Source organism: Arthrobacter sp. 10T416, from assembly GCF_056394165.1.
Genome location: NZ_JBFTHI010000010.1, coordinates 28,086 through 41,942 on the forward strand (window position 1 = coordinate 28,086; position 13,857 = coordinate 41,942).

The following is a 13,857-nucleotide window of genomic DNA, read 5'->3' on the forward strand; positions in this document are numbered from 1 at the left end:
CCGGACCGCCCAGAAGCAGGAGAGCCCACCATGCCGAAACCCGACATCACCCCCGGCGCACCGTGCTGGATCGACCTCATGACCTCGGACACCGAGCAGGCGAAGAAGTTCTACGGCGAACTCTTCGGCTGGACCTTCGAAGCCGGCGACGAGGAAAAGTACGGGGGCTACATCATGGCCTCCAAGAACGGTAAGACCGTCGCCGGAGTGATGCAGAAGATGGCGGAGCAGGCCGGCTTCCCGGATATGTGGAGCACCTATCTGCGCGCCGATGACGCGGCCGCGACTGCCGATGCCGTGAAGGCCCACGGCGGCCAGGTTTACATGGAGCCCATGGACGTCCCGGAGCAGGGCAAAATGGCGATGTTCGCCGACGCCACCGGCGCCTCGATCGGGATCTGGGAGCCGCACGAGATGAAGGGCTTCGAACTCGCTGCCGAGCCCGGCGCTCCCGCCTGGCACGAACTCCACACCAAGGATTACCCCGCAGCGGTGAAGTTCTACCAGGACGTGTTCGGCTGGGACACGGACGTTATGAGCGACACCCCGGAGTTCCGTTACACCACTCTGGGCGCCGGAAACGCCGCCAAGGCCGGGATCATGGACGCCTCGGGCTACCTCCCCGCCGAGGTGCCCTCCAACTGGCAGGTGTACTTCGCCGTCCAGGACGCGGATGCGACCTCGGCCCAGGCCGTGTCGCTGGGGGCGACCGTCATCCAGGCCCCCGAGGACACCCCGTTCGGCCGGCTCGCCACACTGAGCGATCCCACGGGGGCAATGTTCAAGATCGTCGCCGAGACCGCTCCGGAGGGCTCGCGCAACGAAAACGCCTAGGACCCGGCGCTTTCATAAATCCTTTGGAAAAATTGCTGTAAGAAATACCGGCCATCCGCTTCCCAAGCGGCTACTGGCCGGTATTCTTTTGACTGCCCGGGCCGGGGGAAGGCCGGGGCAGTCAGAAGAGCTCTACCAACACCGTCGCTGGGGCCCCCTTGTTGGGCCCCGCAACGGCTGCGAGGCGGTCCGCTGGGGGCCGTCCCGCCGAATGCGCATGCAATCCACCTTGTGTTCATTCACCTCTGTTTTGCTGTGCCGGAATCTGCTTGACCAGGAGCAGACCGGCCGGTCCGCGGGCCTTATCCCGGACATCGCACCCAGCCCTTACCCGGGCACCCTAATGAGAGTTAGAGCGGATGAAAATCACACCTTGGAAAACAGCGCTGGGCACTGCGCTGTCCGCGGGGCTCATCGCAGCGCCGCTGACGGCCGTGCCGGCCGCCGCACTGGAGGCCTCACCGGCAGCCGCCGGAACATCGCCAGTGGTCATCAGCGAGGCGTACCTGAGCGGCGGTAGCGCCGGAGCGGCCTACAAGAACAAGTTCGTCGAGTTGTACAACACCTCGGATGCCCCGGTTACGCTGGACGGCTGGTCCATCCAGTACCGCTCCGCCACCGGCGCCGCAGCCCCCAGCACAACGGCGGCCCTCGCCGGCAGCATCCCCGCCAAGGGGTACTACCTGCTCAAGGGCGGAAGCAACGGCACCGCCGGGCTGGACCTGCCCGCCGCCGACGCCACCGCCGCCGGCTTCAACCCCGCGGGCGCGGGCGGGACAATCGTCCTGGCCAAACAGGCCACAGCCCTGGGTGAGCTTGCCACCGGCTCGGTTGTCGAGCCCGCGAACGTTGCCGACCTCCTCGGCTACGGGACCTCCAACACCTTCGAAACCCGGGCCGCAACACCGCCGTCGGGCAATACGGACGTCAAGAGCATGAACCGCAACGGCGGCACGGACAGCAACACCAACGCCGCCGACTTCACGCTCAACGCCACCATCACCCCCAAGGCCGCCAACGGCGTCGCCGATCCCGGACCGGTAGATCCGGGCCCAGGCACACCCCCGGCCGCCAAGACCATCGCCGAAATCCAAGGCACCGGCACGGCCAGCCCGCTCGCCGGAACGGCCTTGACCACTCGCGGCAAGGTGACCGCGGCCTTCCCGACCGGCGGCTTCGCAGGCTTCTACCTCCAGACCCCGGGCACCGGCGGCGACCTGACGCCGGCCAACCACACGTCGTCGGACGCGATCTTCGTCTACGCCCCCTCTGCCGTCGCGTCGGTCCAGATCGGCGACTACGTGGAAGTCACCGGTGACGTCGCCGAGTACTACGGCATGACCCAACTCAATGTCGCCGCCGCGGCCGGGGTCACGAAACTGACTGATGCCGCCCCGGAGGTCAAGCCCACGGGCTTTAGCCTCCCTGCCGACGAGGCTTTCCGCGAATCCCTGGAGGGCATGCTGCTGACGCCGCAGGGCGCCGTCACGGTCGCGGACAACTTCTCCCTGAACCAGTACGGCGAAATCGGACTGGCCGGCGGCACCACCGCGCTGGAGCAGCCCACCGCCGTCGCCCCCTACGGTTCGGCGGACTACACCGCCACGGTTGCGGCCAACGCCGCACGCGGCATCAAGCTCGACGACGGCGCCAGCACCAACTTCCTCAAGGACGCCACCACCAAGGCCCAGACGCTGCCGTACCTGACCACGGCGGATCACGTCCGGGTCGGCGCGCCGGTGACCTTCAAGACCAACGTGGTGCTCAGCTACGCGAACAACTCCTGGAAGTTCCAGCCGCTGACCCAGCTGACTGCCGAGAACGCGGACACCGTCCAGCCGGCCGGCTTCGGCGCGACCCGTGCGGACGCTCCGGCCGCCGTCGGGGGCAACCTCAAGCTGGCCTCGTTCAACGTCCTGAACTACTTCCCGACCACCGGCGATCAAATCCCCGGCTGCACCTTCTACACGGACCGAGCCGGGAACCCGATCACCGTCAAGGGCGGCTGCGACGTCCGTGGCGCGGCCAACGCTGAGAACTTCAAGCGCCAGCAGGACAAGATCGTGGCGGCCATCGCCAAGTCCGGCGCCGACGTCGTCACCCTCATGGAGGTGGAGAACTCGGCCCAGTTCGGCAAGAACCGGGACGATGCCCTGGCCAAGCTGGTGGACGCGCTCAACATCGCCACCCCCGGCATCTGGGACTACGTCCGTACTCCGGCCAACGCTCCCCCGCTGGCTGACGAGGACATGATCCGCACTGCTTTCATCTACAAAAAAGCCGCCGCCGAGCCGGTGGGCGAATCCATCATCCACAACGACACCATCGCATTCGCCAGTGCCCGCAAGCCGCTGGCCCAGGTCTTCAAGCCGGTCGGCGCGGGCGATGACAAGAAGTTCATCGCGATCGCCAACCACTTCAAGTCCAAGGGTTCGGCCGCGACTCCGGACGACACGGACAAGGGCCAGGGCGCCTCGAACCTCGCCCGCACCGCCCAGGCCAAGTCCCTGCTGGCCTTCTCCGACGAACTCCAGAAATCCAAGGGCACCGACAAAGTGTTCCTGATCGGCGACTTCAACTCCTACGCCAAGGAAGACCCCATCAACGTCCTCACGGCCGCGGGGTACGTCAACCAGGACGAAAAGGCCAAGACCGCCGACGGGAACGCCAAGCACTCGTACCTCTTCGGCGGGCTCGTGGGGTCACTGGACCACATCCTCGCCTCGCCGGCCGCCAACGCCGTCGTCACCGGCGCGGATATCTGGAACATCAACTCGGTTGAATCTGTGGCACTGGAATACAGCCGCTACAACAACAACGTCACCAACTACTACGCACCGGACCAGTTCCGTGCCAGCGACCACGATCCCGTGGTGGTGGGCCTGAACCTTCTTCTCACCCCGGCGAGCGTCGAGCTGAACTTCCTGGGCATCAACGACTTCCACGGCCGCATCGACTCAAACACCGTGCAGTTCGCCGGAACGATCGAAAAGCTCCGGGCCGCCGCGGCCCCCGGCGCCACCGCGTTCCTCTCCGCGGGCGACAACATCGGCGCGTCCCTGTTCGCGTCGGCCGTCGCCAAGGACCAGCCGACCATCGACGTGCTGAACGCGCTGGAGCTGCGCACCTCGGCCGTGGGCAACCACGAGTTCGACGGCGGCTGGGCGGACCTGCGTGACCGGGTGGTCGCCGGCGGCAGCAACGCCAAGTTCCCCTACCTCGGCGCCAACGTCTACAAAAAGGGCACCACCGAGCCGGCCCTGCCGGAATACACCGTGCTGGACATGAACGGGATCAAGGTGGCCGTGATCGGCACCGTGACCCAGGAAGTGCCCTCCCTGGTCACCCCGTCCGGGATCGCTGACCTTGAATTCGGTGACGCTGTGGACGCCATCAACCGTGTCGCCGCCAAGATCAAGGCCGGCAAGCTCGCCGACGTGATCATCGTCGAGAACCACGACGGCGCCGGTTCCGGCGCCCCCGAAGGCGCCACCCTGGAGCAGGAAGTGGCCGCCGGCGGCCCCTTTGCCAAGATGGTCCAGAAGGTCACCCCGGATGTCGCCGCGATCTTCAACGGCCACACCCACAAGCAGTACGCGTGGGACGCCCCCGTCCTGGATGCCGCCGGACAGCCGACCGGCAAGACCCGTCCGATCGTCCAGACCGGCAACTACGGCGAGTTCATCGGCCAGATCCAGCTCACCGTCGACACCAAGACGATGGCGGTCACCGGTTACAAGGCTGCCAACGTCAAGCGCAGCACGGACCCGGCGGCCGACCTGGTTGCCGCGTACCCCCGGGTGGCCGCAGTGAAGGCCATCGTGGACAAGGCCGTCGCGGACGCAGCCGCGATCGGCAACCAGCCGATCGGCAAGGTCACCGCGGATATCACGACGGCGTTCGGCGGCTCACCGGCCGTCCGCGACGACCGCTCCAGCGAGTCCACCCTGGGCAACCTGGTGGCCGACTCGCTGGTGGACACCCTCAAGGCGCCGGAACTCGGCGGCGCAGAGATCGGCGTCGTCAACCCCGGCGGGCTGCGCAACGAGCTCTACTACGCACCCGAAGGCACCGTCACCTACGCCGAGGCCAACGCGGTCCTGCCGTTCGTGAACAACCTCTGGACCACGTCGCTGACCGGTGCCCAGTTCAAGACGCTGCTCGAGCAGCAGTGGCAGACCAACCCGGACGGCACGGTCCCCAGCCGCGCCTACCAGCAGCTGGGCCTGTCCAAGAACATCAACTACACCTACGACGCCGCCCGTGCCGCGGGCGACCGGATCACCGCAATCCGCATCAACGGTGCCCTGATTGATCCGGCGAAGTCCTACCGGATCGGGACGTTCAACTTCCTGGCCACAGGCGGCGACAACTTCCGCATCTTCAAGGAAGGCACCGGGACCAAGGATTCCGGCCTCGTGGACCGGGACGCGTGGATCAAGTACCTGCAGGCGCACAACCCCGTCTCGCCGGACTTCGCCCGCCGCTCCGTGGCCGTGGTGAACACCACCGCAGCCGAGGTCAAGGGCGGGGACGCCATCACCCTGGCGGTCTCCAAGCTGGACCTCACCTCGCTCGGCAGCCCGGCCAACGCCTCGCTGCGGGCCGAATTCACGGACGCCGCCGGGACGGTCACCGCCCTGGGCAGCATCCCGGTCACCGCCGGCGCCGCCACGGTGAACGTCAAGGTGCCTGCCGGTGCCGCCGCCGGAACGGGCACCCTGGTGCTCACCGCCGTCGAATCCGGCACCGTGGTAAAGGCCGCAGTAAACGTCGCCGCCAGCACCCCGGTTCCGCCGAAGTGCACGGCGCCTGTCCCGCCGACCAAGTGGTACGACTTCGCCGGGTGGATCAAGTACACGATCGCCTGGGTGAAGTACCAGAAGTGCCTGCGGGGCTAAGCGCCTAGCCTGCCAGGAATGAGCATGCCCCTCCCCTGGCCGGAGCGGTGGACACAATGCGTAAATGTCCACTGCCCGGCCCGGGGAACGGGCATGCTCATTTTTTGTGCGGCGCGGTGCAGGACAGGCGCCGCAGGAGGCCGCAGGTCCCGTCACGTACCGTCGCGGTGCCGCTGGGACTGGTGGGACCTGTGGGGGCGTTGATATCATTGCGCATGCGAAAAGGGAGATTTAACCGCGCAGTCGGCATTTTTATCGCCCTGACCGCAGGCGGTGCGGCCGCGCTTTTGTGGTTCGCCGTCGCCGCCGGCGGCCCCGCGCTCAGCGAGTCCCCCGCCCACGGCCTCTTCTTCGGTTTCTGGAGCATCCTCTACAACACGGATGCGCCCGCGCCCCGCATCATCCTGGCCGCCATCGCCATGGCACTGCTCCTGGCCGCCGGCGTCGCCACCGTGGACCGGCGCATCGCCAACCGCTCCCGGCGTTCCGCGAACCCGCTCACCGGCCCGCTCGCGCCGCGCGTGGTGATGGCAGCGACCCGGGGTGAATATGCCGGCCCCATCCGCGTCACCGTGCTGATCCCGGCCCACAACGAGGAAGTATCGCTGCCCCTGACGGTCGCGTCCCTCCTCGAGCAGTCGCGCCGCCCCGACCGCGTCATCGTCGTCGCCGACAACTGCACGGACGCCACGGTGTCCCTCGCCCGGGAGGCCGGCGTCGAGGTCATCGAATCCGTCGGCAACACGCAGAAGAAGGCCGGCGCGCTCAACCAGGTCCTCAAGGAGTTGCTCCCCGATCTGGGCGACAACGACGTCGTGATGGTCATGGACGCCGATACCCGGCTCGACGACGGTTTCCTCGCCGCCGCGGTGGACCGCTTCACCAACGACCGGGCCCTGATGTCGGTGGGCGGCCTGTTCTACGGCGAGGAAGGCCACGGACTGATCGGCCAGTTCCAGCGCAACGAATACCTGCGCTACAGCCGGGAAATCGGGCGGCGCCGCGGCCGCGTGTTTGTGCTGACCGGGACCGCATCGATGTTCCGCTCACGGGCCCTGCGGACCGTGGCGGAGAGCCGCGGCGTGTCCATTCCCGGCGCCCCGGGCGATGTGTACGACACCGCCGCGCTGACCGAGGACAACGAGCTCACGATCGCGCTGAAGTCGCTGGGCGGGCTCATGATTTCGCCGGCACAGTGCACCGTGGTGACCGAGCTGATGCCCAGCTGGCGGACCCTCTGGTCGCAGCGGCTGCGCTGGCAGCGCGGGGCCCTGGAAAACATCGGCGCCTACGGCATCACCCCGCAGACCCTCCGGTACTGGGCCCAGCAGCTGGGGATCGGCTACGGCGTCATCGCGCTGGGGTCCTATCTTTTGCTAATCTTCCTCATGGTCTTCTCCCTGGACACGTGGGTCTGGTTCCCGTTCTGGCTGGGGCTGGGCGGCCTGTTTATGGTCGAACGCGTCGCCACGGTATGGCAGGGCGGCTGGCGTGCCCGGCTGCTGGCCGTCACCCTGTTCCCGGAACTGTTCTTCGACATGTTCCTCAACGTCGTCTACCTCAAGGGTGTCGCGGACATCTCGCTCGGCCGGACCGCCAGCTGGAAACACGTCGCACACGTCAAACCACGCGAAGCCATGGGGGCCGAACGCTCATGACCATCACCGCCGTCGTTGTCCCGGCCGGAATCCTGTTCCCCGAAGACCTCCTGCACTCGCAGTGGTTCGCCATCCTCGCCACCTTCGTAGCGATCAACACCGTGATGTACGCCGCCCTGGCGCTGGCGAAGATCCTGCCCAAGGTGCACCCGTCCGACTGGATCCGGAACCGGAACGAACGCTCGGAAACCCGCAGCATCCACCCCGACGCCGCGAACTAGGGCGCGTCCGGACGCAGGATGTCCCGGGCGATCTCGTCAGCATCGTGGAGGGTGCGCTGGCCGCTGGGATAGACCGGCCCGTCCTGCTGACGGGCCTCGGCGGCGATGGCCGTGCCCCACTGCGCCGCGGAAAGCTGCAGCCCCAGCACATACACACCCTCGGAGACCGAGCCGTTCGCGCCGACCGGCCGGTACGGGTGCGGGACAACATCCAGCCCGGAACTCTGCACAGGAATGCCCTCGACGCTCATCATCAGCCGCGGACGCACCACACCGTCCGCTAGGAGCTGCTCCAGGAGGGGTGAGGCGTTGACAGCCACGCGGTTGGCCGGCGCCAGGGCCTCCACCAGCACGGAGGCTTCGACGGTTGCACCGCCGCTATCCGCGGCCACCCAGGGCGAGGCGGCGGTGAAGGTCCGGTTCCTCCGGTCGACGTCGAACTTGGGGTCGGGGCCCACAAAGCTGACCACCCCGGCACGGACCAGGGCCGCGAGCTGCTCGGCGCGGAGGGCGGGCGGGCCGCTGGCGAGCCCTTCGACAAACGACTCGAACCAGCCGCGCAGCCCGGCGACCCACGACTCGTCGGTGATCCCGCCGTCGGCCACGGCCGTTTTCAGTACCGCCCGCCCATGGTGCAGGGCACCGATCGCCATCTTCACGGGGTCGTCCTCGCCGAGCGCGGAGCGGCGGGCGTCGTCGAGCAGGTAGTCGACGACGGCGGCGTCCAGGTCCGCCCGCGCGGGGAAGCTCCGGCCGGCCAGCGGTGCGGCCAGGCCCAGCAGGTCCAGGCGGTGGGCCGGGTCCACGTGCGCGCCGATCACCTCAGCGGCGGCATCCTCCCATTTGACGGTGGAGTGGGCGTGCGGGTGCAGGGCCTCCTCCAGACCGGCGAGGAAACCTGCCGGATCCGCGCCCACAGCGTCCGGACGGGACCGCGCCAGGGTGGAGTAGTAGGCCCAGATAACGTCCCGGTGCAGCAGGGGCCAGAGGTCGTGGTCGAAGGCGGGGAGGATGCCTGCGGCAGTGAACCGGGCTAGCGCCTCCCCGGTGAAGTACCGCAGTGACACCGTCGACGGGTAGTACCCGGCGAGGGTCGCCTTCGCCCGGTAGGGGGTCCCGCGGCGTGACGCGGCGATGATGAACGGTTCGCGCCCGGACGGCAGGTATTCCAGGCCCTCACCGTCCGGCGACGGGAGGAACTTGCCGCCGCGGCCCTCGGTCAGCTGGCCCATCACGTCGAAGAAGTTCAGGCCCATGCCGCGCACCAGAACCGGCTGGACGGCGGGGATCACTGACCAGTCGACGTCGGCCGGCGCGGCCGGAGGCAGGTACGTGAGTCCCAGGTCCTGTGCCGCCGACTGCAGCTCACGCTGCTCCGGGCTGAGCCTGGATTCCAGGTGCCCGAGCGCCAGCACTACGGACCCGACGTTCAGCGCGGTACCGTCCGCGAGCCCGACGTCGAACCCGGCGTCCGGACGCGTCCGCGCCCGCCGGACCGACGTCGCGGTGGTCTGGTGGAAGTCAACGCTCACCCCGGCGGGCAGCACCGCCAGAAGATCCTCCACGGTGGAGCGCAGATACCGGCCATAGAGGGCGCGGCTGGGGAAGTTAGCGGAATCCAGCCCGGCCAGCTCGGTGCGCTCCTCGGCGGTGAGCGCCGGATGCGGGTCCCGCCGCTGCCGGTGGCGCCACTGGTCAAAGGTGCAGCCCGCCAGCGGCCTTGCCAGCTCGGGGTTTTCGGGCACCACCGTGGGGTAGAAAGATTGTGTGTTCATTAGGTAGAGCCTGGACTGGCCCGGCTGCCAGACATGGCCCGGCCCGGCAGGATAAGGGTCGATCACGTCGATGTGCAGGGTGGATTCCGGGGTGGCGGGCTCCCAGTTGGCGAGCAGCCGCTCCAGCACGCTGGTGCCCCGGGGTCCGGCGCCGATCAATGCCGTCCGGATGCTTTGCGATGTGCCCACGGCATCCAGAGTATCCGCATCCGGGCCGCCGCCTTGACTTGCCTGCCCGGCGCTGGTGTTGCTTGGATGGGCCCATGACCACCTCTTCAGCTGAGTATCCCACCGCGTCCGGCGAGCTCTCCGGGGCCTCCTCCGGCACCGCTCCCGAACCCGTCGACGAGAACATCTGGCTGGAGGAGATCTACGGCGAACAGCCATTGGCTTGGGTCCGTGAGCAAAATGCCCGCACCGAGGAACTGCTGGAGGACGCCGAGTACGGCGAGCTCGAAGGCCGGATCCTCGAGGTCCTGGACTCCACCGACCGGATCGCCATGGTGGGCAAACACGGCCAGTGGTACTACAACTTCTGGAAGGACCGCGGGAATCCCAAGGGCCTGTGGCGCCGGACCGACTGGGACAGCTACCGGGCCGGGTCCCCCGACTGGGAGGTGCTCCTGGACGTGGACGCGCTCGCCGCGGCGGAGGGCGAGGAGTGGGTCTTCCACGGCGCCAGCTTCCTCCGTCCCGCGGAGGGGCAGCCGCACCGGCGTGCCCTGCTGGCGCTGTCTCCCGACGGCGGCGATGCGAACCGCTACCGCGAGTTCGACGTCGAGACCCGCAGCTTTGTTGACCCGGCGGAGGGCGGCTTTGACCTGCCGACGGCGAAGGGCAACGTCTCTTGGCTGGACGCCGACACGCTGCTGGTCGCGAGCACCGCCGCGGGTCTGCCGCGGACCAGCTCCTCATACGCCCGGACCGGGGTGCGGCTGCGCCGCGGCGAGTCGCTGGCCTCCGCCGAACGGCTCTTCGAGATCCCTGAGGACCACATGATGGCCCTCCTGGCGCACGATTCGACCCCTGGTTTCGAACGCACCTTCGCCGTGGACTGGATCAGCTTCTTCGAAAAGCGCACCTCGGTATTGCGCGACGGCGACTGGCTGGACATCGACGTGCCCAACGACGTCAACCTCAGTTCGCACCGGGAGTGGCTGCTCTTCCGGCCCCAGTCCGACTGGGACGTTGACGGCACCACCTACCCGGCCGGTTCGCTACTCGCGGCCGGCTTCGAGGATTTCCTGGCCGGCAGCCGGGAACTGTCCGTGCTGTTCACCCCGGATGAGCACACCTCGCTGCAATCCTGGAGCTGGACGCGGGACTTCCTGCTGCTGAACCTGCTCCGGGACGTCTCTTCCGAGATCCGGGTACTGGACCCGGAGCGGCCCGGCTCCGACGTCGCGTGGGCATCCACCGTCCTGGACGCCTGCCCGCCGCTGCATGACGTCAACGCCTACGCCGTGGATGACGAGGACGACGCCGACGACGCCGGCAGCGGGGCGGGTAACGACTTCTGGCTCGTCGCCACCGGATTCGCGACGCCGAGCACCCTGACCCGCGGCACGCTCACCCGTGCGGGGGTGGACGGGGTGGTCAGCTCGCACGAGGTGGTCCGGACCTCGCCGTCGTTCTTCGACGAGGACGCCTACGAGGTCCAGCAGCACTTTGCCGTGTCGCAGGACGGCACCCGGGTGCCCTATTTCCAGATTGCCGCCAAAGGCCTGGTGCTCGACGGGCAAAACCCGACGCAGCTCTCCGGCTATGGCGGATTCGAGATCTCCCGGACGCCGGCGTACAGCGGCGCCGTCGGCCGGGCCTGGCTGGAACGCCGCACGAAGGAGTCGGCGGGCGCCGAGGGCGCCGCGCCGCACAGCCGGGGCGGCGTCTACGTCGTGGCGAACATCCGCGGCGGCGGCGAGTACGGCCCGTCCTGGCACCGCGCCGCGCTGCAGGAGAAGCGGCACCGCGCCTACGAGGACTTCGCCGCCGTCGCGCAGGACCTGATAGCCCGCGGCGTAACGTCCCGCCAACGCCTCGGCTGCGTCGGCGGCTCCAACGGCGGGCTGCTGGTGGGAAACATGCTGACGCAGTACCCGGAACTGTTCGGGGCCGTCTCGTGCGGGGTGCCGCTGCTGGACATGCGCCGGTACAGCAAGCTCTCCGCCGGGTACTCGTGGATTGCCGAATACGGCGACCCCGATGTGCCCGAACAGTGGGAGTTCATCCGGACCTTCTCGCCCTACCACCTGCTCCGCGACGGGGTGGAGTACCCGGAAACGTTCATCTGGACGGCCACCTCGGATGACCGGGTGGGTCCGGTGCAGGCCCGCAAGATGGCGGCCCGCATGCAGGCCATGGGCATCCCCAACGTCTGGTTCCACGAGGCGCTCGAGGGCGGCCACGCGGGAGCCTCAGACAACCGCCAGGCCGCGGCCCTGCAGAGCCGCAGCCAGCATTTCCTGTGGCGAGCCCTCGCCGGCAGCGCCGCCTGAGCCCGGGAACCGACGCACCCGCCGACCGTTTTGCACTGCATGGCCCCTTCTGCGTATCCTTGGTTGGCTAGTAATAGCAATTGGAGACGTGCCAGAGCGGCCGAATGGGCTTCACTGCTAATGAAGTGTGGGGCACAACTCCACCGGGGGTTCAAATCCCCCCGTCTCCGCGTTTGGCCCCGGTCCTGGACCGGGGCCTTTTGCGTTCCCGGGTTTCTCGCGTTGCCGGGGTCCGCTGCGTTTTCGGCCGGGCCTGGGCCGCGGCGGCGGGGCCGGATGGCAGGATGGGCCCATGTCGACCAACCACGCGTTTGACGCGATCATCCTCGGCGGCGGCCACAACGGCCTCGCCGCGGCAGCGTACCTGTCCCGGGCCGGACGGAACGTCCTGCTGCTGGAAAAACTGGACCAGCCCGGCGGCGCTGCCGTATCTGCCCAGGCGTTCGACGGCGTTGAGGCCCGGCTCTCGCGCTACTCCTACCTGGTGAGCCTGTTGCCCCGGCAGGTCATCGACGACCTCGGCCTGCAGATCACCCTGGCGAGGCGGCGGTACTCCTCCTACACCCCGGATCCCGGCAACCCCGGCCGGGCACTGCTCATCGACAACGAGGACGCCGCGTCCACCGCCGCCTCGTTCGCCGCCGTCGGCGCGTCCGCGGATGAGTTCAAGGCCTTCAACGATTTCTACGCGGGCTGCGGAAAGCTCACGCGGGCACTCTGGCCCACCATGACCGCCCCGCTGCCCACCCGCTCCGAGGCCCGGGACCTCGCCGTCCGTGCCGGAGCCGCCGAGGCGTGGGAGAACATGATCGAACAGCCGGTGGGCCACGGCATCAGCCGGGCGCTCGGGCACGACCTGGTCCGCGGCGTTGTGCTCACCGACGCCCTCATTGGCACCTTCTCCCGGGCCGACGACGCCGACCTGCAGCAGAACATCTGTTTCCTCTACCACCTGATCGGCGGCGGCACCGGCGACTGGGACGTTCCCGTGGGCGGGATGGGCGCGGTGTCCGGAGAGCTGGAACGCGCCGCCCGGGAGGCGGGAACCACCATCCTGACGGCGGCCGAGGTCACCGCCGTCCGGCCGGGCGGTGTTGTTGATTACCGGCACGGCGGGCAACTTCACTCCGTCTCTGCCCCGTGGGTCCTGTCCAACGTGGCCCCGGTGGTCCTGGACCGGCTGCGCACCGCGGGCCGGGCCGGGGCGGGCGCGGAGGCTCCCGGGAAGGACCCCGCCGCGGTCCCGCAACCGGCGTGGAACCCGAATCATCTCCGCGAGGGGGCGCAGGTCAAGGTCAACCTGCTGCTCAAGCGGCTGCCCCGGCTGCTGGACGGCTCGGTCAGCCCCGAAGCGGCGTTCGGCGGCACCTTCCATATCAACGAGACGTGGTCCCAGCTGGATGCGGCGTACCTCAGTGCCGCGGCGGGAACAATCCCGGAGCCACTGCCGTGTGAGATCTACTGCCATTCACTGACCGACCCGAGCATCCTCGCCCCCGAGCTGCAGGCGGCCGGCGTGCAGACGCTCACGGTGTTCGGACTGCACGTTCCGGACCGGCTCATTACCGAGCAGAACAACGACGAGCGCCGGGCTGAGCTGGAGGCCGCCGTCCTCCGGTCGCTCAACAGTGTTCTCGCCGAGCCGGTGGAGGACCTGCTGCTGACCGGTCCGGACGGCAGGAAGTGCATCGAAACCAAGACCACACTGGACATCGAGCGCGCCGTAGGGATGCCCCGGGGCAACATCTTCCACGGCGGCCTCGACTGGCCCTTCCTCGAGGACGACGCGCCGCTGGACACGCCCGGACAGCGCTGGGGAGTGGCCACGGACGACCCGCAGATCCTGCTGTGCGGCTCCGGCGCCCGCCGTGGCGGGGCTGTCAGTGCCATCGGCGGGCACAACGCCGCCATGGCTGTCCTGGAGTCGGACCCCACGGTCGGCGCCTAGGGGCACGGCCGGCCCGCGCCCGGCG

7 protein-coding genes and 1 tRNA gene are annotated in these 13,857 nt (G+C 68.6%); 7 read left to right on the forward strand and 1 reads right to left on the reverse strand.

Annotated features, from left to right (window positions below; all coding sequences use genetic code 11):
* Positions 1 to 30 precede the first annotated feature (30 nt).
* The 4 genes from AC1DBE_RS11500 to AC1DBE_RS11515 all read left to right on the forward strand — a co-directional run bounded on the left by AC1DBE_RS11500 (position 31) and on the right by AC1DBE_RS11515 (position 7,614).
* Complete coding sequence (locus AC1DBE_RS11500) at positions 31 to 834, forward strand: VOC family protein (protein WP_476970606.1); 804 nt, start codon at positions 31 to 33, stop codon at positions 832 to 834.
* 359 nt (positions 835 to 1,193) lie between these two features.
* A complete protein-coding gene (locus AC1DBE_RS11505) occupies positions 1,194 to 5,735 on the forward strand; it encodes an ExeM/NucH family extracellular endonuclease (protein WP_476970607.1) in 4,542 nt (1,513 codons plus the stop codon).
* Positions 5,736 to 5,950: 215 nt separating this feature from the next.
* Positions 5,951 to 7,393 carry a glycosyltransferase family 2 protein gene (locus AC1DBE_RS11510; RefSeq protein WP_476970608.1) on the forward strand — a complete coding sequence of 481 codons (1,443 nt, stop codon included), beginning with the start codon at positions 5,951 to 5,953 and terminating at the stop codon, positions 7,391 to 7,393.
* The gene (locus tag AC1DBE_RS11515; protein ID WP_476879140.1) at positions 7,390 to 7,614 is read left to right on the forward strand and encodes a hypothetical protein; all 225 of its coding nucleotides are present in this window, start codon (positions 7,390 to 7,392) and stop codon (positions 7,612 to 7,614) included. Before AC1DBE_RS11510 ends, AC1DBE_RS11515 begins: the two co-directional genes overlap by 4 nt.
* Here the strand turns inward: AC1DBE_RS11515 and AC1DBE_RS11520 are convergent.
* Positions 7,611 to 9,578, reverse strand: a complete 1,968-nt coding sequence (locus AC1DBE_RS11520; RefSeq protein ID WP_476970609.1) for an FAD/NAD(P)-binding protein — start codon at positions 9,576 to 9,578, stop codon at positions 7,611 to 7,613. The two genes, AC1DBE_RS11515 and AC1DBE_RS11520, sit on opposite strands and share 4 nt — an antisense overlap.
* A 74-nt stretch (positions 9,579 to 9,652) precedes the next feature.
* On the opposite strand from AC1DBE_RS11520, the gene AC1DBE_RS11525 reads away from it, so the two are divergent.
* From AC1DBE_RS11525 to AC1DBE_RS11535, 3 genes are all read left to right on the forward strand, one after another.
* Complete coding sequence (locus AC1DBE_RS11525) at positions 9,653 to 11,884, forward strand: prolyl oligopeptidase family serine peptidase (protein WP_476970610.1); 2,232 nt, start codon at positions 9,653 to 9,655, stop codon at positions 11,882 to 11,884.
* An 82-nt stretch (positions 11,885 to 11,966) separates the two neighbouring features.
* Positions 11,967 to 12,054 (forward strand) — tRNA-Ser (locus AC1DBE_RS11530).
* Positions 12,055 to 12,176: 122 nt separating this feature from the next.
* Positions 12,177 to 13,832, forward strand: coding sequence for a phytoene desaturase family protein (locus tag AC1DBE_RS11535; protein WP_476970611.1), 1,656 nt, complete (start codon positions 12,177 to 12,179; stop codon positions 13,830 to 13,832).
* Positions 13,833 to 13,857 lie beyond the last annotated feature (25 nt).

Bases quoted from the DNA above. Each gene is read 5' to 3' on its own strand.
- AC1DBE_RS11535 (WP_476970611.1), top strand. From the start codon at position 12,177: ATGTCGACCAACCACGCGTTTGACGCGATCATCCTCGGCGGCGGCCAC.
- AC1DBE_RS11505 (WP_476970607.1), top strand. From the start codon at position 1,194: ATGAAAATCACACCTTGGAAAACAGCGCTGGGCACTGCGCTGTCCGCG.
- AC1DBE_RS11510 (WP_476970608.1), top strand. From the start codon at position 5,951: ATGCGAAAAGGGAGATTTAACCGCGCAGTCGGCATTTTTATCGCCCTG.
- AC1DBE_RS11515 (WP_476879140.1), top strand. From the start codon at position 7,390: ATGACCATCACCGCCGTCGTTGTCCCGGCCGGAATCCTGTTCCCCGAA.
- AC1DBE_RS11525 (WP_476970610.1), top strand. From the start codon at position 9,653: ATGACCACCTCTTCAGCTGAGTATCCCACCGCGTCCGGCGAGCTCTCC.
- AC1DBE_RS11500 (WP_476970606.1), top strand. From the start codon at position 31: ATGCCGAAACCCGACATCACCCCCGGCGCACCGTGCTGGATCGACCTC.